General features: G+C 66.1%; 18 protein-coding genes. 13 read left to right on the top strand and 5 right to left on the bottom strand.

Annotated elements, in window-relative coordinates; all coding sequences use genetic code 11:
• Window positions 1-2 precede the first annotated feature (2 nt).
• Window positions 3-1,625, bottom strand: a complete 1,623-nt coding sequence (locus FGF80_RS04915) for a COG1361 S-layer family protein (protein ID WP_006184328.1) — start codon at window positions 1,623-1,625, stop codon at window positions 3-5.
• Between the two features lie 317 nt (window positions 1,626-1,942).
• Complete coding sequence (locus tag FGF80_RS04910; RefSeq protein WP_006184329.1) at window positions 1,943-3,268, bottom strand: FAD-dependent oxidoreductase; 1,326 nt, start codon at window positions 3,266-3,268, stop codon at window positions 1,943-1,945.
• A gap of 123 nt (window positions 3,269-3,391) precedes the next feature.
• On the opposite strand from FGF80_RS04910, the gene FGF80_RS04905 reads away from it, so the two are divergent.
• From FGF80_RS04905 to FGF80_RS04890, 4 genes are all read left to right on the top strand, one after another.
• Window positions 3,392-3,679 (top strand): DUF357 domain-containing protein, encoded by a 288-nt coding sequence (locus FGF80_RS04905; RefSeq protein ID WP_006184330.1) that lies wholly within the window; start codon window positions 3,392-3,394, stop codon window positions 3,677-3,679.
• Window positions 3,680-3,895: 216 nt separating this feature from the next.
• Window positions 3,896-4,876 (top strand): transcription initiation factor IIB, encoded by a 981-nt coding sequence (locus FGF80_RS04900; protein ID WP_006184331.1) that lies wholly within the window; start codon window positions 3,896-3,898, stop codon window positions 4,874-4,876.
• Between the two features lie 110 nt (window positions 4,877-4,986).
• Window positions 4,987-5,166 (top strand): DUF7836 family putative zinc-binding protein, encoded by a 180-nt coding sequence (locus FGF80_RS04895; protein ID WP_006184332.1) that lies wholly within the window; start codon window positions 4,987-4,989, stop codon window positions 5,164-5,166.
• A gap of 285 nt (window positions 5,167-5,451) precedes the next feature.
• Window positions 5,452-5,688, top strand: a complete 237-nt coding sequence (locus FGF80_RS04890; RefSeq protein ID WP_008453476.1) for a UPF0058 family protein — start codon at window positions 5,452-5,454, stop codon at window positions 5,686-5,688.
• 217 nt (window positions 5,689-5,905) lie between these two features.
• Here the strand turns inward: FGF80_RS04890 and FGF80_RS04885 are convergent, their stop codons facing one another.
• On the bottom strand, window positions 5,906-6,376 hold the full coding sequence (locus FGF80_RS04885) for a DUF555 domain-containing protein (RefSeq protein ID WP_049907877.1): 471 nt from the start codon (window positions 6,374-6,376) through the stop codon (window positions 5,906-5,908).
• Between the two features lie 142 nt (window positions 6,377-6,518).
• On the opposite strand from FGF80_RS04885, the gene FGF80_RS04880 reads away from it, so the two are divergent.
• The gene (locus tag FGF80_RS04880; protein WP_006184335.1) at window positions 6,519-7,400 is read left to right on the top strand and encodes a DNA-3-methyladenine glycosylase family protein; all 882 of its coding nucleotides are present in this window, start codon (window positions 6,519-6,521) and stop codon (window positions 7,398-7,400) included.
• Window positions 7,401-7,440: 40 nt separating this feature from the next.
• On the opposite strand, the gene FGF80_RS04875 is transcribed toward FGF80_RS04880, so the two are convergent.
• Entirely contained in the window at window positions 7,441-8,655 is a 1,215-nt protein-coding gene (locus FGF80_RS04875; protein WP_006184336.1) for a COG1361 family protein, read from the bottom strand.
• A gap of 309 nt (window positions 8,656-8,964) precedes the next feature.
• Between FGF80_RS04875 and FGF80_RS04870 the strand changes: the two genes are divergently transcribed.
• On the top strand, window positions 8,965-9,243 hold the full coding sequence (locus FGF80_RS04870; protein ID WP_006184337.1) for an acylphosphatase: 279 nt from the start codon (window positions 8,965-8,967) through the stop codon (window positions 9,241-9,243).
• A gap of 219 nt (window positions 9,244-9,462) precedes the next feature.
• Here the strand turns inward: FGF80_RS04870 and FGF80_RS04865 are convergent, their stop codons facing one another.
• Entirely contained in the window at window positions 9,463-9,960 is a 498-nt protein-coding gene (locus FGF80_RS04865; protein ID WP_006184338.1) for a hypothetical protein, read from the bottom strand.
• A gap of 99 nt (window positions 9,961-10,059) precedes the next feature.
• On the opposite strand from FGF80_RS04865, the gene FGF80_RS04860 reads away from it, so the two are divergent.
• The 7 genes from FGF80_RS04860 (at window position 10,060) to FGF80_RS04830 (ending at window position 19,749) form a co-directional block, all read left to right on the top strand.
• Complete coding sequence (locus tag FGF80_RS04860; protein WP_138652548.1) at window positions 10,060-11,487, top strand: NAD(P)H-hydrate dehydratase; 1,428 nt, start codon at window positions 10,060-10,062, stop codon at window positions 11,485-11,487.
• Window positions 11,480-11,986 (top strand): cyclic pyranopterin monophosphate synthase MoaC, encoded by a 507-nt coding sequence (moaC, locus tag FGF80_RS04855; RefSeq protein ID WP_138652546.1) that lies wholly within the window; start codon window positions 11,480-11,482, stop codon window positions 11,984-11,986. The genes FGF80_RS04860 and moaC overlap by 8 nt, the downstream gene beginning before the upstream one ends.
• A 13-nt stretch (window positions 11,987-11,999) precedes the next feature.
• The gene (locus FGF80_RS04850) at window positions 12,000-13,028 is read left to right on the top strand and encodes an NAD(P)H-dependent flavin oxidoreductase (protein WP_138652544.1); all 1,029 of its coding nucleotides are present in this window, start codon (window positions 12,000-12,002) and stop codon (window positions 13,026-13,028) included.
• Between the two features lie 270 nt (window positions 13,029-13,298).
• The gene (locus FGF80_RS04845) at window positions 13,299-14,477 is read left to right on the top strand and encodes a sugar phosphate nucleotidyltransferase (RefSeq protein ID WP_138652542.1); all 1,179 of its coding nucleotides are present in this window, start codon (window positions 13,299-13,301) and stop codon (window positions 14,475-14,477) included.
• A 2-nt stretch (window positions 14,478-14,479) separates the two neighbouring features.
• The gene (gene glmS / locus FGF80_RS04840) at window positions 14,480-16,282 is read left to right on the top strand and encodes a glutamine--fructose-6-phosphate transaminase (isomerizing) (protein ID WP_138652540.1); all 1,803 of its coding nucleotides are present in this window, start codon (window positions 14,480-14,482) and stop codon (window positions 16,280-16,282) included.
• A gap of 77 nt (window positions 16,283-16,359) precedes the next feature.
• A complete protein-coding gene (locus tag FGF80_RS04835) occupies window positions 16,360-17,187 on the top strand; it encodes an undecaprenyl-diphosphate phosphatase (RefSeq protein ID WP_006184344.1) in 828 nt (275 codons plus the stop codon).
• 105 nt (window positions 17,188-17,292) lie between these two features.
• Window positions 17,293-19,749: an MFS transporter gene (locus tag FGF80_RS04830; protein ID WP_138652538.1), complete on the top strand. Its 2,457-nt coding sequence runs from the start codon at window positions 17,293-17,295 to the stop codon at window positions 19,747-19,749.
• The last annotated feature ends 12 nt before the right edge of the window (window positions 19,750-19,761 follow it).

The raw sequence follows: 19,761 nt of genomic DNA, 5'->3' as shown, positions 1-19,761 counted from the left end.
GATTAGTCCCTCCGATACCAGAACACGCCGACCGCGCCGATGAGAAGCGAGCCCGTGATGAGGACCAGCGATAGCGGGAAGCCGCCGTCGTCGGTCGTAACGGACATCGGCACGCGAATCGTGTTCGAAAGCTGGCTCTTGTTCCGTTCGTCGTCGTATCGGAAGTCAAAGGAGACCGGGTACGTCTTTTCTGTCGCCGACTCCGACGCGCTCAGTTCGAACGTCATGGTGACCGACTCGCCGGGCTCGAGCGACTCGACGTAACCCGTGTCGTCGTCACCGGTGTCGAGCGGGTCGTCGGCGAAGATACGCGCCTCGACGTCGGTCACGGTCTGATTGAGTTCGTTCGTGACCGAGACGGTGATCGCTTGCTCGCCGCCGGCCGTGATCGTCGACTCCTGTATATCGACATCGAACTGATCACGTTCGCGAGCGATATCGGCGGTCACATCGAGTTTGGTGTACTGACGAATCTCCGCCTCGGAGTTCCGATAGCGGACGGCGAAGTCCAGCGATTTCGCTCCGGCTTCGGCCTCGCTACTCATTTCGATCGGCAGTCGGAACGACGCCGAGTCACCGGGCTCGAGGGCCCCGACGGCGACGGACCGCTCGATGGGAATCACGTTCGGCGAACCCTCGTCGGCGAACCGGACGACGGTGCTGTTGACCCGTTTCGGACCCGTGTTGGTGACGGTTCCCGAGATGCTCCCGTCCTCGCCGACCCGCAGCGTCGAGGAGACGTTCTCGAGGGCGAACGACTGTTCGGCGGCAGTCGGGACGCCGGCCTCCAACGGGGGTGACGTTCGCTCGATACCGTCGCTATCGGTGTATCCGACGGACAGACCGAGCGAGTAGCCGCGGTGTGGGGCATCGTCCGACAATGCGACGCTGTAGGTGACCGTTTTCGTCTCCTCGGGTTTCCACTCGCCGACGTAGCCCGTCGACGTCTCCGGACCGGCACCGAAGGACATTTCCGCCGTCTTGGACTGTGCGGTCACGCTCGCGTCACGTGCCGTCTTGGTTCCCGTGTTCCGGAGCGTCACCGAGACGTCGTTTCGATCGCCGACTTGGGCGTTCGATTCGACATCGACGACTTCGAACTGCGGTTTGTCTTCGACTTCGATCGTCAGCGTCGCCGTCCGCGTCCGCGTCAGGTCGTTGTACTCCGCGCTCGCTTGATTGAATTCGACGACGCGCGTGTACGAGTACTCGTATTCGACCGGGAGTTCGTAACTTCCCGGCTCGAGGTGGTCGGGAATCGTGACCCGAACCGGCGAGACGCCTCTCGTCCCCGTCGGAACGTTGCCGACGGAGATCGGCCCGCTATCCACATCGATCGGCGAGTTCTCGTCCTGGAAATCGAGCGACAGGCCGCGTGCCGTCGTGACCCGTTGCTCGTACTGTGACGGGCCGGCGCGGTCGATCTGCCCGCGGTTCGTGATCGAAAGCGGGAGTTCGACCGACGTCCCGGGGGTCAGCTCACCGGCCGACGATTCGATGGTGATATCCGGCTGTCCGACGACTTGGCCCGACCGTTGCCCCGACTGGGCGAGTGCGGGACCGATACCCGCGGTGGTGACCAAGACGACGACGAGGAGGCAGCCGAGTGTGCGACCCGCCCTCATTGGTCTGCCCGTCTCGAGTACGGAATTCGGTTCCCGTCCTGTCCGCTATGTCGACGTACTAAGCGGTCTTGAATACTCATTCAAGAGAGAATACAGTGATCGTCTCATATAGGGGTATTGGTTTCTCACCGTGTCCCGACAGTGTGCTCGCTGGATAGGGGGCTATCGAGCGCGCTGTCGTTTCGACGACGGACCGCGAGCGAGACCACACGGGAACCGGACGGCGATCGGCAGAACGGAGGAGGAGCCGAAACCGAAGGGAATCAGTTCGTACGGTGACGGATAATAGTCGACGACTGCGCCGAGCGGACCCGCCCTCAGTCGTCCGCCGCGGCCGGCTCGACTTCTTCCCCACTCGAGTCGGCTCGCTCGAGGTCGTCGAGGTACTCGTCGGCGTCGAGGGCCGCCTTCGAGCCCATGCCGGCGGCGGTCACAGCCTGCTGGTAGTGGTAGTCGACGACATCGCCCGCGCCGAAGATACCGGAGACGTCGGTTTCGGTCTGGTTGCCGCCGTCGCCGCCGTTGGTCTTCAGGTATCCGTCGTCGTCGGTTTCGACGCCGGTGTCCTCGAGATAGTCGGTGTTCGGCGTGTGTCCGATCGCGAAGAAGACCGCCCCAACGTCGAAGTCGAACTCCTCGGTCCCGGGGTCGTCGAGGCGGTCGGTGGGATGACCTTTGTCGTTCTCGACGAGAGTGACGTGATCGACGCCGTCCTCCTGGGAGCCGTGGATCTCGGTCAGTTCGGTGTTTTTCATGATTTCGATCTCACCGTCCTCGACCTTCTCGTGGACGCGATCGACCCAGTAGTCCTCGGCGCGGAACTCCTCGCGGCGGTGGGCGATGTAGACGGTGTCGGCGAACTTCGTCAGGAAGGTCGCTTCCTCCATGGCGGCATCGCCGCCGCCGACGACCAGCATATCCTCGCCGCGGAAGAACGCGCCGTCACAGGTCGCACACGTCGAGAGGCCGTAGCCCATGAGCTCGTCTTCCCCGGGAATACCGAGCGTGCGGGCGCTCGCACCCGAGGCGGCGATGACGGCGTCGGCGGTGTAGACATCGCCGTCTTTCATCTCGACGCGGAACGGTCGGCTCGAGTCATCGACGGATTCGATGATCCCGTTTTTCAATTCGGCCCCGAACTGTGTGGCCTGCTCTTTCATGTTGTTGACGAGTTCCGGACCGCCGATCCCCTCGGGGAAGCCGGGGTAGTTGGCGACATCGGTAGTCAGGGTGAGTTGGCCACCGGGCTCATCGCCCTCGATAACGAGCGGCTCGTTGTTCGAGCGCCCGGCGTAGATGGCGGCGGTGAGGCCGGCGATGCCGGTACCGGCGATGACGAGTTTGCGGTGTTCGACGATCCCATCGTCGTTGTCCTCGGCGATGCCCAGCTTTTCGTCGAGTTCGCCGGTCTCGTTGAGCGCGCTGGTGTCGTCCCAGCCGCCGATGAGTTCGTCGTCGATGAACACTTCGGGGGCCGTCTTGCGGCCGTTCGCACGCTCGACCATCTCCTCGAAGCGGTCGTCGTCGTCGGTGACGTTGTAGGTCTCGTACTCGATGCCTTTGCTATCGAAGAGGTCCGTGGCCTTCTCACAGTATGGACAGTCCGTCTTGGTATAAATCTCGACGCGTGGCTGGTCGCTCATGTCCCTTATTTCGGATAGAGCGCCTAAACGCCTTGCGCTCTCAGCAATCTCTCCCCCTTACTGTGCCGGGCCGATCGCCACCGACGCCGACGCACTTACGGGGCAGAGCGACGAGAGTCGACCATGGCTGCCGATCTCGAGGAGAAGACGAACCGCTATGGCGAACTGCTCACTGACGCGCTCGAGGCGGCGACGATCGCGCCGCCCGAGGGGACCCCGATGGCGGACGCTGCCGCCGACTGCTACGAGATGGCGGCGTCCTATCTGGAGGACGGCAATCACTTCCGGGAGCAGGACGATCCCGTCAATGCACTCGCATCGTTTTCGTACGGGCACGCGTGGCTCGACGCCGGGGCCCGCATCGGGTTGTTCGACGTACCGAAGGATGGCCACCTCTTTACCGTCGAGTAGCGCGGCCCGTTCGCCGGGAAAGGGCCGACCTCTCACTGCACTATTGCAAACGATTAATGAGTATATAACCGGAACCTATATAACAGAAAATTCGGGCAATTTATAAAGTAGCCGAAACCTTTATATGCCTTACGGCCTTACCCTATGTTAGGCGAGGCGACCGGGTTTCTTCTGGTTACCCCACCCGGGAGCCCCGAGTAACCCACCCGATACACTATGACAGACACAAGCATCCGAACCTATACGAACGAGCGGGAGACCGAAATCGAGGAGGAAAACACGGCGGTATCCGACGAACAGGAACACTGCCCCGAATGTGGCGGACGCCTGATCTCGGACGATGAACACGCGGAGACGGTCTGTACGGACTGTGGTCTCGTCGTCGAGGAAGACGAGATCGACCGCGGCCCCGAGTGGCGTGCGTTCGACGCCGCCGAGAAAGACGAGAAGTCCCGCGTCGGTGCACCGACGACGAACATGATGCACGACCAGGGACTCTCGACGAACATCGGCTGGCAGGACAAGGACGCCTACGGCCGGTCGCTCTCGAGTCGCCAGCGCCAGAAGATGCAGCGCCTACGCACGTGGAACGAGCGCTTCCGCACTCGCGACTCCAAGGAACGGAACCTGAAGCAAGCGCTCGGCGAGATCGATCGGATGGCCAGCGCGCTCGGTCTCCCGGAGAACGTCCGCGAGACCGCGTCGGTCATCTATCGACGCGCACTCGAGGAGGACTTGCTTCCGGGGCGCTCGATCGAGGGCGTCGCGACGTCCTCGTTGTACGCCGCCGCTCGCCAGGCCGGGACGCCGCGCAGTCTCGACGAAATCTCCGCGGTTTCCCGCGTCGAGAAGATGGAACTGACCCGTACGTACCGCTATATCATCCGGGAACTCGGTCTCGAGGTTAAACCGGCCGATCCCGAACACTACGTACCGCGGTTCGTCAGCGATCTCGACCTCTCCGACGAGACCGAGCGCATGGCCCGCGAACTGCTCGAATCGGCCCGTCAGGAGGGCGTCCACAGCGGGAAGTCCCCGGTCGGCCTCGCCGCAGCAGCGGTGTACGCCGCCGCCCTGCTGACCAACGAGAAGGTTACCCAAAACGAGGTCAGCGAGGTCGCGAGCATCTCCGAAGTGACCATCCGGAACCGGTACAAGGAACTGCTCGAGGCCTCGGACACGGCCGCACCTGCCTAAATCGGCCGAGTCTGCGGTCGTGTCTGTCGCGTCGCGATGACGCGGGTGGTCTTTTTCGGTTGTATGGAACCGCGGCAACGTTTTTCACCACTCATGTGAAAGAATGTGACATGGATAGAACGACCGTCCAACTGTTGTGTCCCGAGTGTACGAAGGACTGGCGGACGTCTCCGGACGACCTCCCTGCGGCCGCCGAGATGTTTCACTGTCCGAACTGTCATGCCTCCCGTCGGACCGCTGAGTTCATGCGAACCGACCGTGATCTACAGACGCTGAAACAGCTCGGGTAGTGTCGAAATCACCCCCGATCTGATACCTAACAGATATTTTCACACCGTCGTTCCAGTAGTAGCCACGGTTTAACTCTCCGAACGCAGCGTATCGGAAGCTGGAGAGAAAGAAAATATTACACACATAAATAGAGTTATAACCCCACGGAGTCCCGTGGTTTCACTCCTTTAGGGACGGCATTCGAATCTTCTTCACGGATGACACACCACACATATGACATTGTATGTGTGTTAACGCGACTCAAGATAATAATATAACCCTGCAGTGGATAGGACGAGATGGTTATGAAGAAGCAGGAGCTCATTCACCTTCACGGCCTTCTCGCGGAGGTATCCAATCAGTGTGCAGCGTGGGAAGACTGTCAGATCGATCTCGAAGAGTACGAGTCGCGGGGTATTCGGCCGACATCGATCCATAAATCGAAAACCGACCACAAAGCCGCTGTTTTTGCACTCGCCGGGGGAATTACGAAGAACATGCGGGAAGGGGAGCAGGAAGCAGTCGCCGCAACTGCAGACTGAGCAACTCGTCGCATCCTCCGATAGATCGCTATACTGACCAGTGAGACGTATCGCCGTCACTCGTCCAGCCGTCTCGGTTGGCGGCGACCGCCGACCACGACGAGCCGACGCTATCGACCGGGGGCACCGTACTCGCCGTTCAGTAGGTGGCTGCTACGAGGCGTCAGAACTCGTTCGGACGGGCCGACTATCCGATCGACGGGGCTGACGGGCGGACTTACTCGACGAGGTCCTCGAACTCGGGAAGGATCTCCTCGTCGTCTTCCCCGTCGGCGTCCGAGGCACCGGCCGCGTCGACTTGCTCGTCCGCGTGCTCGGCGTCCCCCGTCTCCGACGCCTCGTCGCCGTCCTCGTCTTCCAGGACATCGACCCGTTCGACCTCGAGCGGGATATTCTCGAGGAGCTGGCCGATCTCTTTCCGGGCAATACGCGAGGCGTGTTCCTCGCGCTCGACGTTGAAGACGGTCATCTCCAGTTCGAGCGCGACGAGCGCTTCGTCGGCCGCGATGAACGCGGGCGGCAGTTCCTCGCCCGACGGCGAGGTCCGCTCGCCCATGTTGATCTCGACGTAATTGAGGTCAGGGTTCAGCATCTCGCCCGTCTTCGAGATGGCGATACGGATCGCCTCGTCCTCCGTTTCAACGTCGAATACCGGCACGGCAGCTTCGACGACGACCCTGCAATTCATGTATAGACGTTGTATCGCATACAGTAAGAAGGTTCGCCTCGTGGCGGCCGGGCCGTCGCTACGGGCCGTCTCCGTTCGGCGGCTGCCCCACGGCGGATCGCTTCGAAAGGCAAAGGACCCACACGCCCGAAGGGGCGTCCGAATGGAGACGGGGACCATCCCGATCGACGATCTCGGTGGCGGACTCGACCTGTATCGAACGCTCGAGAGCGGCCAGAGCTACCTCTGGCGGCGCGGGGACGGCGAGATGTATACCGACACGCCGGCCCCCGGCGCGTGGTACGCGACGGTCGTCGACGGCGAGGTGATCCGCGTTCGGACCCGCGACGGTCGCCTCGAGTGGGAATCGACGGCCGACGCCGAGCCGACCGTGCGTCGCCTATTGCGCCTCGAGGACGATCTCGAGGCGATCGCCGCGGCCGGGCCGGACGATCCGTTGCTTCGGGAGGCCTACGAGGCCCATCCCGGAATGCGACTCGTTCGGGACCCGCCGTTTGGCTGTCTGATCTCGTTTATCTGCTCGGCACAAATGCGGGTCGGCCGCATTCATACCATGGTCACGGCGCTGGCTCGGGAATACGGCAGTCCGATCACGTTCGACGGGGCGACCTATCACGCGTTTCCGACGCCGGACCAGCTCGCGACTGCGACCGAGGCCGAACTCCGCGACCTCGGGTTGGGGTATCGTGCTCCCTACGTCGTCCGGACCGCCGAGATGGTCGCGGGCGGCAAAGCCCATCCGGCCGACGCCCGCGACCTCGAGTACGAAGCCGCGCGGGAGTTCCTGACGCAGTTCGTCGGGGTCGGCGACAAGGTAGCCGACTGCGTGCTCCTGTTCTCGCTGGGGTTCGACGAGGCCGTCCCGCTGGATACGTGGATCAAGTCGGCGGTCGAGGAGTACTATCCCGAGTGCGATCGCGGCTCCTACGCCGAGACCTCGCGGGCGCTTCGCGACCGCCTCGGCGGTGAGTACGCCGGCTACGCACAGACGTACGTCTTTCACCACCTCAGAACGGGTACATAACACGGGACGGCGAGGGGCCGTCGTTACCGCCCTGGATCACTTATCGATTCCACTGGCGATAGCCGAGGAACGAGATCCCACCGAGGCCGAGAAGGACGATTACCGCCCCGAACACCGATCCCGCGCCCGACGCGCCGGCGGCGATAATCGACTGTCCGCCGATGGAAGCGATATCGGACTCGGTCGCAGTCGCGCCGGTGATTTCGATCGTCCGGGTCGACCGATTCCTGCGGTCGTCGATCGTGTACGCCGCCTCGATCTCAGCAGTCCCGGTCAGCGCCTCGTCGATGGGAATGGACACCGTTTCGGCCGAAGCGGCGTCGACGGTCTCGATCGTCGCGCCCGGCAACTGCTCGCTATCCGTTTGTCCCGAGATGCTTACGTCGTCGATCGGAGCGTTCCCCCGGTTGGTGACGCGATACTGCAGCACCGTCGATTCGTTGCGCTCGAGAACCGAGGCGTACAGATCGACGTCCTCACGCAGCGGTTCGACTCGAATCGGTTGGACGGCTTCCACTCGGTTGCCATCGTCGTATTCCAATGCGGCTTCGAGGCGGTCTGGACCGGGTTCATCGGCTCGGAACCGGAAATCGAAGGTCGTCATGTTCCCACCCTCGAGCGTCGGGTGGATTCGAGTCGGTTCTTCGACGGCCCCCTCGCTGTCGAGGTGTGCGACGAGGTCGGTCAGGGCCTCGTCATCGCCGTTCGAAACCGTGACCGTCACCGGGACCTCGGTGCCGGCGACTGCGCGGTCGGCATCGATCCGGAGCCGCGGGTCCGTCGTCGAGTCCGATGACGGTTCGGAGACGCTGACGTACACGGGCCGCTCGATGACACCGACCTGCTCGGTGTTCCCGTCGGCGTCTTCCTTGATGCCGCGTACTTTGACGATGAGTCGTTTTTCGCCCGCCGTGTCGAACGTCGTCTGGAGGGGCACGTCGATGGTCTCCCCGGAGGCGATCGAGCCGAGATCGTCGGCTTCGTCGACCTTGCCTCGGTCGGGAGCCTCGAGAACGACCTGTGTGACCTGGAACCCGCCGTCGTGTCCGCTCGAGTGTCGAATCGTCGGTGTGACCGTGATGGCATCGTCAGTCGTCGGCTCGTCGTCCGAGACGGCGATGTCCGACACGGTGACGTAGACGTTCGAGGAGGAGGCGGTGACGGCTCCCGCCCCGCCGAGCAGCGAACAGCAGAGCAGTCCAGCAACGAGCAGCGTCAGTAATCGGGTCGAACCGCTTCGTTTCGATCGTGGCATACGACTTTTAGGCCCACCTAAAACTACTTATGTCTTACTATTTAGGCCAGCCTAAAAGACGGCGCGTCCGTCTTTTGCGACGGGTCAACTCCCGAGCGGACGAGACTCGTCGGACCCTCGCATCCGGATTCTGAGGGGCCGAGACGGGAGTGAGCACAAAGACGAGGAACTCCCGTCGACCGTATCGGTCGAAACAATCCCCTCACGATGCCGTCCAGCTACCGAAATGGGCGGTCGAGTCATCGCCGTTACTTCCGCCATGTAGTGATCGGAAGCGGCTTTTTTACGGTCGCGGTCAATGCCACTCATATGGCGACACGAACCCGTGCACACGTTTTCGTTTCGGGGACGGTACAGGGCGTCTACTACCGCGCGAACACCCGCGATACGGCCGCGGAGATGGGCGTCGACGGCTGGGTAAAGAACCTGGACGACGGACGGGTGGAGGCGATCTTCGAGGGGCCGAAGGATGCCGTCGAAGGGATGGTCGAGTGGTGTTACACGGGCAGTCCCGCGGCCGACGTCGACGATGTCACGGTCGAGTACGAGGACCCCCGGGGTGAGGACGGGTTCGAGATCAGGTACTGAGTCAGCCGTCGCTCGGGACGACCGTCGTCACCTCGGCGGAACAACCACCTGAGGCCGATGTCGACGGCAATCGGAAACGAGGTGGTCGGCGTTTCCACGGCGATTTCGGGTTCGGGCGGGCTATCCAACTATCGGACCGGCCGCTGTGGCATGCATCGAGGGATCGGTGCCCCCGCGCACGGCCGTGATCGGGCGAGAAACCGTGGGTGTGGGTGGCTCTCACTCGTGCTCCGGAAGCAAGGCCTCGAGCCACGGCGGTTCGTCGGTGTATTTCCACTCGGCCCAGTCGGCCTTCTCGCCGGCGTAGTAGGCGCGGTAGGCGGCCACGGGGTCGTCGGCCTGCCTGTACTCGTCGGGCATCGCCTGCGGACGGGGTGTCGGCTCGTCGGCGGGAAACGAAATCGCGGCGGGGTCGATACGCTCGATCACCTGCCAGGAGGCGTGGTCGTCGTCTTTCCCGTAGCGCTCGACGAACTCCTCGTTCAGCGCCGCGGCGTGCTCCCGCAGGCGGAGCCAGTTCGCGCTGGATTCGGTGGCCCACCTCGTGACGGGGTGGTCGACGTGGGTCGCTCGATAGAGGAAGTCGGCCTCGTAGCCGTTCTCCCGGGCCGCGGTACAGAGGACCTGCGCGGCCTCGAGCAACAGTTTGTTGACGTGCTGGTCGCAGTGATAGCGCGCGGCGAGTCGCGGGTCCTCGTCGAGCCAGAAGACGTTCATACCGGAGCGCGGGCTCCGAAAGGGATTGAGTCTGCTGCCTACCGATGTTTGCCGGTGGTGTCCGCAACGTTGAACGGACGGCCCGTCGAACCCCCAGCCATGATCACAGGCGAGCGAATGGCCGCCGTCGACGCGAACGCCGCGGCGCTGGGTGTGCCGCGAAAGCAGTTGATGGAGTCGAGCGGGCACGCGGTAGCTCGAGCGATCCGTGCGAGCGCCGATCCCGGCGCTCGGGTCGTTATCGTCGCGGGTCGTGGAAACAACGGCGGCGACGCCTTCGTTGCGGCCCGCTTTCTGGACGACTACGACGTGACGACGCTGCTGCTCGGCCGCGCGGAACTGATCGGAACCGAGATCGCTCGCGAGAACTGGGCTGCCCTCGAGCGAGCCGGCTACGACACCCGGGAAACCACCGACTCGAGCGGCTTCGATCTCCCCGACTGCGATGTCGTCGTCGACGCGATGTTGGGGACGGGGATCAGCGGTGACCTCCGAGAGCCAGCGGCGACCGCGGCCGCGGAAATCAACGCGGCCGACGCGACCGTCGTGGCAGTCGACGTCCCTTCCGGCTTCGACGCCGACGGGGGCGACCACGCGGCCAACGGCGTCGAGGCGGACCGCGTCGTCACTTTCCACGACGCGAAACCGGGACTCGAGGACCTCGACGCGGACGTTACCGTCGCGGACATCGGCATCCCGGCCGCGGCGGAGCGGTTCGTCGGGCCCGGCGATATCGCCCTCGCGCGGCCCGACGGTCGCGAGGGGCGGCCGTACGTCATCGGCGGCGGTCCCTACACCGGCGCGCCGGCGTTGGCCGCCCAGGCTGCGCTGCGTGCCAGCGCGGAACTCGCCTTCGTCGCCGCACCCGACGCCGTCGCCGGCGAGATCCAGGGCTACGGCGAGGACCTGATCGTCCAGCCCTACGAGAGCGACGTGCTCACGCCCGCGGTGGCCGACGACCTCCTCGAGACCGCCGAGCGCTACGACGACGTCGTCGTCATCGGCCCCGGACTCGGCACCGCCGACGAGACCCGCCAGGCCGTCCGGCAGTTCCTCGCCTCGTACACGGGGCGGGCAGTCGTCGACGCGGACGCCCTCGAGATCGTGCCGTCGGTCGAAACCGACGCGACGCTGGTCTGTACGCCCAACCGGGCCGAACTGGCGCGGATGGGCGGCCCGGACGCGGACGATCTGGCCGGGGCGGCCGACGAGATCGCGTCGTTTGCGGCCGAGTTGGGCCACGTCGTCCTCGCGAAGGGCGCAAACGACGTCATTACCGACGGGGAGCGGACGCGAATCAGCCGGTCCGGAACTCCCGGGATGGCAGTCGGGGGGACCGGCGATACGCTCGCCGGCGTCGTCGCGGCGCTGCTGGAACACGCCGAACCGCTCGACGCCGCCGCGGCGGGCGCACAGGTCAACGGTATCGCGGGCGAACGCCTCGCGGAGACCCAGGAGTTCGGGTTCCTCGCGTCGGAGGTCACCGAGGAACTGCCGGCGGCCCTCTGGGGTGATCGCGATGCGTGAGGAATCCGAGGACGAGTCGGCGACCGCCGACGAACTGACCCATACCACGTCCGACGGCGACGTCCAGATGGTCGATGTCGGCGACAAACCGGACAGCGAACGCCGTGCCGTCGCCGTCGGGGAGATTCACCTCCGACCGTCGACGATCGAAGCGATCCGGGACGATCGGGTGGGCAAGGGCGACGTACTCGCGACCGCCCGCGTCGGCGCGATTCAGGCGGTCAAGCACACCTGGGAGACGATCCCGATGTGTCACCAGATCCCGATCACGAACGTCGACACCGACTTCTCGCTGGCCGAGGACTGGATCGAACTCCGCGTCGCCGTCGAGACCACCGGCAAAACGGGCTGCGAGATGGAGGCTCTCGAGGGCGTGACGACCGGCCTGAACGTCGTCTGGGACATGGTGAAGGCCATCGAGAAGGACGACGACGGGCAGTATCCGGATACGGGGATCGAGAACGTCCGCGTCCTCGAGAAGGAGAAGCGACGGGCCTGATCCGTCGGCAACGATGACGCTGCAGACCCCACTCTCCGAACTGCTCGAGATCGAGTATCCAATCGTCCAGGCACCGATCGGGAGCGCGACGACTCCCGAACTCGCGGCCGCCGTCTCGAACGCCGGCGGCCTCGGCCACCTCGCGGTCACGTGGCGGGACACGGTGGAAACGCGCGCAGCGATCCGCGCCACGCGCGAACTGACCGACGAGCCGTTCGCGGTCAACCTCGTGCTGGACGACGCGACGGCCGTCGTGGACACCGCAGCCCACCTCGAGACGATCCTCGAAGCCGGTGTCGATGTCGTCAGCCTCTCGTTCGGTGATGCCGCCCCCTACGTCGACCGGGTTCACGAGGCGGGCGCGCTCGTCGCACAGACCGTCGGCAGCGCCGAGGCGGCCCGCGTGGCGGTCGACGCGGGCGTCGACATCGTAGTCACGCAGGGGCTCGAGGCCGGCGGCCACGTCCAGAGCGAAGTCGCGACGACGGCGCTGGTTCCCCGCGTCGCCGACGCCGTCGAGGACGACGTCCCGATCGTCGCGGCTGGTGGGATCGCCGACGGCCGGGGAATCGCGGCCGCGCTCGCGCTCGGTGCCGACGGCGCGTGGCTGGGAACGCGGTTCGTGGCGACCGAGGAAGCGGCCGTCCACGACACCTACCAGCGCCGTCTCCGTGAGAGCAACGAGACCGACACCGAGTACACGACCCTCTTCGACAAGGGCTGGCCCGACACGCCGCATCGCGTCCTGCGAAACGAGACGCTCGAGCGGTGGGACGGGGACGGCCGTCCGCCCGCGGGAGAGCGGCCGGGCGAGACCGACATCGTCGCGACCACCGGGGCCGGCGACCGAATCGAGCGCTACGACGAGGCGCTCGCGACGCCGGACATCGACGGCGATATCGAGGCGATGGCGCTGTTTGCGGGCCAGAGCGTCGGACTGACCGAGGCCGTCCGCCCCGCCGATAGCGTCGTCGCGACGCTCGCCGCGGAAACGCGGGACGCGATCGATGCATTCCCCGGTCGGGGACGGGAGGACAGCTAAGTCGATACCTGCAGGATAGCCGGTGTCCACTGGGCGTTGGGTTCCGTTTTCCTCCTGCGCTCGCCGGTCCGGCCTACGCGGTGTCCAGGGCGCGACTCCACGCGTGACGAGCCGCCCGCACGGCTCGAACGCCGACTCGACGCGTTCGGAATCGGCGGCACCGCCGCGCCGTCAGTCACGGCTGTCGTCGGGCCGCGAGAGACGCGCTAGCGACGGACGCCGCCGATTGAGACACAAGACTCATAAGCCTCGGTTACTCTCAGTCTCGCTATGACGATCCGTTCTGCGGTAGTTCTCGCGGCGGGAGAGGGGGCCCGCCTCCGCCCGCTGACGAAGTATCGGCCGAAGCCGATGCTTCCCGCAGCGACCAAGCCCATCATCGAATACGTCTTCGATGCGCTCGTCGAGGCCGGCATCACGGAGCTCACCGTCGTCGTCGGCTACGGACGGACGCACGTCCAGTCCCATTTCGGATCGACGTACCGCGACGCGAGCCTCGAGTACGTCGGACAGGACAAGCAACTCGGCAGCGGGCACGCCCTGTTGGCGGCCGAGTCCGACGTCTCGGAGCCGCGACTCGTCCTCAACGGCGATCAGCTCGTGGCCCCGCGAATCGTCGAGGACGTCCGCACTGCTCACGACGACGGCGATGCGGTCGCCACGCTCGGACTCATTCGGGACGAGAACGTCGCCGAGTACGGCGGCGTGATCTGTGAGGACGACGGCCACGTCGCCGAGATCGTCGAGCATCCCCACGACGACCGCACCTATCAACTCAACGCGGGCGTCTACGCGTTCGAGCCGGCCATGTTCGAGTACCTCCGCGGCCCGGAACCGCAGTTGCGCGAGTACTCGCTCGTCGACGGCATCGCGAACGCGATCGACGCCGGGGCGACCGTCCGCGGCGTCACCTCCGACGGCATCTGGATCGATGCGACGTACCCGTGGGACCTCCTCGAGGTGACGGCGACGCTCCTCGAGCACGCGGACGGCGTCGAGAGTTCGGTCTCGGCGGATGCGCGGGTCCACGAGTCGGCGACGATCGTCGACCCGGTCGCGATCTCGGCGGACTGCGTCGTCGGCCCCGGCTCCGTCGTCGGCCCGAACGTCGCACTCGGCGAGAACGCGACGGTCGGTGCGAACGCCGTCGTCGAGGACAGCGTCGTCGACGCCGATACGCGCGTAGGGTCGGGAGCGACGCTCGTCGACTGCGTTACCGGTCGCAACGTTCGGGTCGGCCCCGGCTCGACCGTCGTCGGCGGGCCTGGAGACGTCCGCGTCGGTGACCGCGTCCACGAAGCCGAGCGACTGGGCGCGTTGCTCGCCGACCGCGTTCGCGACGGCGGCGGCGTGACCTACGCGCCGGGAACGGTCGTCGGCTCCGATGCCGTCGTCAACGCCGGAACGACCGTTCGGGGGACGATCGAAACCGGGACCGAGGTGCAGTAACGATGTGCGGAATCGTCGGCTACGTCGGCACGACCGACGGACACGACGCCATCGATATCGTCCTCGACGGGCTCTCGGCGCTCGAGTATCGCGGTTACGATTCCGCCGGCGTGGCCATCCCAACCCCCGAGATGGCGGTCTCCAAGGCCGCCGGCGAACTGTCGGCACTCGAGGAAACGGTATCGCGGGACGAACTCGCGGGCGAATCCGTCGGGATCGGGCATACGCGCTGGAGCACGCACGGCGCGCCGTCGGACGGCAACGCCCATCCCCACTGTGACGAGGCGGGTCGGGTCGCCGTCGTCCACAACGGGATCATCGAGAACTACCAGCGACTGCACGACGATCTCGTCGACGCGGGTGTCACGTTCCGCAGCGAAACCGACACCGAAGTCGTCCCCCACCTGATCGGGCGCTATCTCGATCGCGGCGCGGACCCCGAGGAGGCGTTCCGGCTGGCGGTCGATCATCTCGAGGGGAGTTACGCGATCGCCGCGGTTATCGAGGGGTCGGAGACGGTGTACGCGGCGCGCCAGGACTCCCCGCTCGTCGTCGGCCTCGGCGACCGCGGGACGTATCTCGCGAGCGACGTCCCCGCGTTCGTCGAGCACACCGACCGGGTCCGCTACCTGGAGGACGGCGACATCGCCCGGCTGAGTGCCGATTCAGCGGTCGTCACCGACATCGAGGGCCGTCCCGTCGATCGGCCGACGGAAACGGTCGCGTGGGATGCCGAAGACGCGGAGAAAAGCGGCTACGACCACTACATGCTCAAGGAGATCCACGAGCAGCCGTCCGCCCTGCGTCAGTGTCTCCGCGGTCGGATCGACGAACTCGAGGGGACGGTCGATCTCCCGGAACTCGAGGCCATCGATCACGACGGTCCGATGCAGTTCGTCGCGTGTGGAACGTCGTATCACGCGGCGCTGTTCGGGGCGGAGCGACTGCGAAGCGGCGGTGTGGACGCACACGCGTTTCTCGCAAGCGAGTACGCGAGCGATCGCGTCCCGGTCGACGAGGACACGCTCGTCGTCGGCGTCACCCAGAGCGGCGAGACCGCCGACACGCTGCGTGCACTGCGCGAGGCCGACCGCGCCGGCGCGACGACGCTCGCAGTGACGAACACCGTCGCGAGTTCCGCCGCACGGGAGTGTGACCACACCCTCTACATCCGCGCCGGCCCCGAAATCGGCGTCGCGGCGACGAAGACGTTCGCGAGCCAGCAACTCGCCCTCGCGCTGCTGGCGTTCGAACTCGGCGACGAGCCGACGCGGGGGGAACTCGAGGCGCTTCGGGACATCCCCGGCCAGGTCCAGACGGTCCTCGAGACGACGGACGCCCGGGCGATCGCCGAGACGTTCGTCGACGCGGACGCCTACTTCTTCATCGGTCGGGGCTATCACTATCCGGTCGCGCTCGAGGGCGCGCTGAAGATGAAGGAGATCACCTATCGGCACGCGGAAGGGTTCGCCGCCGGGGAACTGAAACACGGGCCGCTCGCGCTCGTAACCGAGCAGACGCCCGTGTTCGCCGTCGTCACCGGCAATGGCGAGACCGCGCGGAAGACGATCGGGAACGTCAAGGAGGTCGAGGCTCGCGACGCGCCCGTCGTGGCGATTACCGACGGCGCGTCCGACGTTGCGCGGTACGCGGACCACGTCCTCGAACTCCCGGCCGTCGACGACCTCGGGGCGTCGGTGCTCGCGAACGTCCAACTCCAACTCGTCGCCTACTGGGTCGCGAACCTGCTCGGCCGCTCGATCGACAAACCGCGGAATCTGGCGAAGAGCGTCACCGTCGAGTGAACCGTGCGAGCGTGTGGTCGCCGAGCCCCACGTCGAATGAGTCCGATTTATGTAGTCGCGTTCTCCCACTTCCACCAGTGACCCGCGCGGAGTTCGTCGTCGCGATACTCGCCGGCATCGTCCAGGGAATCGTCGAGTGGCTTCCCGTCTCGAGCCAGGGGAACCTCTCGCTGTTTCTGACGCTCGCGGGAACCGACCCCGCGAACGCGGTGCAGTTGGCGCTGTTCCTGCAAGTCGGGACGACGCTCTCGGCGACGCTCTACTACCGGGACGATATCGCGACGGCCCTCCGAGCGGTGCCCGGTTGGCGGCCCGGGACGGCCTACCAGGGGGACAACGCCATCCCCTCGTACGTCGTCGTGGCGTCGTTCATGACGGGACTAGTCGGTATCCCGTTGTACCTGACCGCGGTCGATCTGGCCGGCCGGGTCTCGGGCGGCGTCTTCATCGCGCTCATCGGCGTCCTGCTAATCCTCACGGGCCTCCTCCAACTGGTTTCGAAGTCGGTCTCGATGGGCGGCCGGGACGCCCCGACGCTGCTCGACTCGATCCTGGTCGGGGCCGTCCAGGGCGTCGCGATCCTGCCGGGAATCTCCCGCTCGGGGACGACGACGAGCGCGTTGCTGTTCCGGAGCTACGATCCGCCGGCGGCGTTCCGGCTCTCCTTCCTGTTGTCGATCCCCGCAACCCTCGGCGCGGCCGCGCTGACCGTCGCGGAAGCCGGCGGCCTGCCGGGCATTTCACCGGGGGCAGCCCTCGTAGCGCTCGGCGTCAGTTCGGTCGTCGGCTACTGGACGATCGACGCCCTCATGCGGGTCGTCGACCGGGTTCCCTTCTGGGTCGTCTGTTTCGGTCTCGGCGGACTCGCGATCGTCGGCGGCGGTGTCGTCTCCGCGTTCGTCTGAGGACCGGCCCGTAACCGGCGACGGATCGAGGGGCCGTCCGATCCGTCGGTCGGCCGTTCGGAGAGAGCGTAACTATCATGGCCTCCTGCCCGAATTTGACTGCCAATGGCCGAGGACAGCGACTCGGGAGCGATCGCCGACGCGACGACATCCTTCTTGGCGGACCGGGAAGACGGTGACCGCGTGCTCGAGACCGTCCTCGCGACCGACGGCGAACACGCCACCTGGACGTTCGACGACATCGAACTTGACTCGGGGACGTTCGGCGAACTCGTTTCGAGTGGCATCGTCGAAAACGCCGACGGCGAGTATCGCGTTGCGGACCCGGCAGTCGTCGAGGCAGCCCTGACGGGGGACGACCTCGAGACGGACCACGAGACGGAGTCGGCCGACCGCGCGGGCGGACTCGAGCGGGTTCGAAGGGGCGTCGATCCGCGAGCGCTGATCGCGCTGCTCGGGGCGCTGATCGTCGTCGCCGGTGCCAGATCGACGGCGGTTCGGGCCGTTTTTCGGCACGGACGCGTCGTCTCACCCGGCAACGATCCCTACTACTTCCGCTACTGGATGGAAACGCTGGTCGGGGACGCCTCGGGACCGCTGGACTACGGCGTCCTCGTGGATACGCCGGCCGGTGTCTTCGGAACGCGCCCCTTCGCACACGCGACGAACTGGGTCGTCGCCGAGTTGCTCGGCGGCGGGCAGGGAGCGACCGCGACCGTCGCGGCGTGGCTCCCCGTCGTCGCGTCGGTCGCGCTCGGAGTCGCGATCTACGCGTGTGCCGTCTCGCTGACTCGAGACGCGCGCGTCGGGGTCGCATCCGTCCTCGTCTTCGCCGTCACGCCGATCAACGCGGTGTACACGGGGCTTGGCTTTCTCGATCACCAGTTCCACCAGTACTTCTGGCTCGGCATCACGCTCCTGACGCTGACGCGACTCGCCGTCGATCTCCAGCGGCGACTCGAGACCGGCGGTGACGGGCGGGCGGCCGTTCGCGCCCATCTCAGGGCACCCGCGACGTGGCTCGTCGCCGCGGCCTTCGGGCTCTCGGTGACCGCCGGGGTACACGCCTGGGGCGGCTCACCGCTCCTGTTGGTCCCGCTCGCGGGCTACGTCGCGTTACGGGTCGCGATGGACGCTCGAGCCGGTCTGTCACCGATGCGCGCGAACCTACCGCTGTTCGCCGGCCTGGCCATCGGGAGCGCCCTCTCGCTTGCCCTGCACCACCGCTGGGGCTGGCACGCGGAGTTCGTCGCAACGACGCCCGCGCTGGTGCTCGCCGGCTCGATCGCCGTGGCCGCGCTCGGTGAACTGTGGCAGCGGCTATCCGTTCATCTCGGCGGGTTGCTCGCCCTCGAAGGGGGCGTCGCCGCCGCGGGGCTGCTCGCGTTCCGACAGCTACAGCCGGCCGACTGGGCGGCAGCGATGGCTCGCGCTCAGGACCTGTTCGCCCGCGAGGGCGCGACCGAGACGGCCTCGCTGTTCTCGACGGAGTATTTCGTCATCTTCGGGCCGCTCTACCAACTCGGAATGGGGTTTTACATCGCGCTGGCGGTGCTCGGCTGGGTCGCGTGGCTCGTCTCCCGGCGGTACGAACCCGGCTGGTTGCTCGTCGGCACCTACGCGGGGTCCCTCCTCGTACTCGCGGGCATCCAAGTGCGGTTCGCCGGCCAGCTCGCGATTCCGCTGGCCGTCCTCACCGGCCTGGGACTCGTTCGACTGCTCGCCGTCGTCGACCTAGCCAGGCCGCCCGTCTCGGTTCGCGATCCGGAACCCGCTCGGCCGGGACGCGCCGACGACGAAGCGGCCATGGCCGCCGATGGCGGCCTCGAGCCGGCGATCGCGATGCCGGACGGCCGACGGCTCGCCTACCTGCTCGGCATCGGCCTGCTCGTCTTTGGGCTGAGCCTCGTCTACGTCCCCAGTCTGACGGCGGACGTGACCTACAGCGAGGCCCAGCTCGAGGCGGTCGACGCGATCGACGACCACGCCGAGGCCGCGAACCGCACCTATCCGGACACCTACGTCCTGAGCGAGTGGGGTGACAACCGGATGTACAACCACTTCATCAACGGCGAGTCACGGAGCTACGGGTACGCCAAGAACAACTACGAGGCGTTCGTCACCAGTCCCGATCCGGACGACTGGTACGACACGTTCAATGGGCGGGTCGGCTACGTCGTCGTAACCGAGTTCGACGACAGGGACATCCCGGACGACAGCGCGCAGGCGCGATTGCTCGAGAACCAGGGCGCAGGCGGGGCCGACACCGACGGACTCGCCCACTACCAGGCGCTCTCCGTCGCCGACGACGTCGCAGCGTTCGCCGTAGTCCCCGGGGCGACGCTCACGGTGCCCGGTGAGCCGGGGACGACCGTGACCGTCGAGACGGATGTCTCCGTCTCGGGCGACACGATCGCGTACGAACGGCGGGCGACGGTCGGCGACGACGGGCAGGCGACGGTGACGGTCCCGTACGCCGGCGAGTACGCGGTCGGCGACCGAACGGCGACCGTCACCGAGGCCGACGTACTGGACGGGCGCTCGGTCGCAGTTGGAGCGTAAGCAACCCGCTTT

The sequence above is a fragment of the Natrinema pallidum genome, from assembly GCF_005890195.1.
Lineage (GTDB): Archaea > Halobacteriota > Halobacteria > Halobacteriales > Natrialbaceae > Natrinema > Natrinema pallidum.
The sequence above is the reverse complement of the archived record's forward strand: the minus strand, read 5'-3'. Positions and strand labels throughout refer to the sequence as shown.

Coding starts and splice junctions, on each gene's coding strand:
- FGF80_RS04905 (WP_006184330.1), top strand. CDS start 3,392: ATGGCTGCCGATCTCGAGGAGAAGACGAACCGCTATGGCGAACTGCTC.
- FGF80_RS04870 (WP_006184337.1), top strand. CDS start 8,965: ATGGCGACACGAACCCGTGCACACGTTTTCGTTTCGGGGACGGTACAG.
- FGF80_RS04880 (WP_006184335.1), top strand. CDS start 6,519: ATGGAGACGGGGACCATCCCGATCGACGATCTCGGTGGCGGACTCGAC.
- FGF80_RS04830 (WP_138652538.1), top strand. CDS start 17,293: ATGGCCGAGGACAGCGACTCGGGAGCGATCGCCGACGCGACGACATCC.
- FGF80_RS04860 (WP_138652548.1), top strand. CDS start 10,060: ATGATCACAGGCGAGCGAATGGCCGCCGTCGACGCGAACGCCGCGGCG.
- FGF80_RS04915 (WP_006184328.1), bottom strand. CDS start 1,625: ATGAGGGCGGGTCGCACACTCGGCTGCCTCCTCGTCGTCGTCTTGGTC.
- FGF80_RS04845 (WP_138652542.1), top strand. CDS start 13,299: ATGACGATCCGTTCTGCGGTAGTTCTCGCGGCGGGAGAGGGGGCCCGC.
- FGF80_RS04875 (WP_006184336.1), bottom strand. CDS start 8,655: ATGCCACGATCGAAACGAAGCGGTTCGACCCGATTACTGACGCTGCTC.
- FGF80_RS04910 (WP_006184329.1), bottom strand. CDS start 3,268: ATGAGCGACCAGCCACGCGTCGAGATTTATACCAAGACGGACTGTCCA.
- FGF80_RS04900 (WP_006184331.1), top strand. CDS start 3,896: ATGACAGACACAAGCATCCGAACCTATACGAACGAGCGGGAGACCGAA.
- FGF80_RS04895 (WP_006184332.1), top strand. CDS start 4,987: ATGGATAGAACGACCGTCCAACTGTTGTGTCCCGAGTGTACGAAGGAC.
- FGF80_RS04890 (WP_008453476.1), top strand. CDS start 5,452: ATGAAGAAGCAGGAGCTCATTCACCTTCACGGCCTTCTCGCGGAGGTA.
- moaC (WP_138652546.1), top strand. CDS start 11,480: ATGCGTGAGGAATCCGAGGACGAGTCGGCGACCGCCGACGAACTGACC.
- FGF80_RS04885 (WP_049907877.1), bottom strand. CDS start 6,376: ATGAATTGCAGGGTCGTCGTCGAAGCTGCCGTGCCGGTATTCGACGTT.
- FGF80_RS04850 (WP_138652544.1), top strand. CDS start 12,000: ATGACGCTGCAGACCCCACTCTCCGAACTGCTCGAGATCGAGTATCCA.
- glmS (WP_138652540.1), top strand. CDS start 14,480: ATGTGCGGAATCGTCGGCTACGTCGGCACGACCGACGGACACGACGCC.
- FGF80_RS04865 (WP_006184338.1), bottom strand. CDS start 9,960: ATGAACGTCTTCTGGCTCGACGAGGACCCGCGACTCGCCGCGCGCTAT.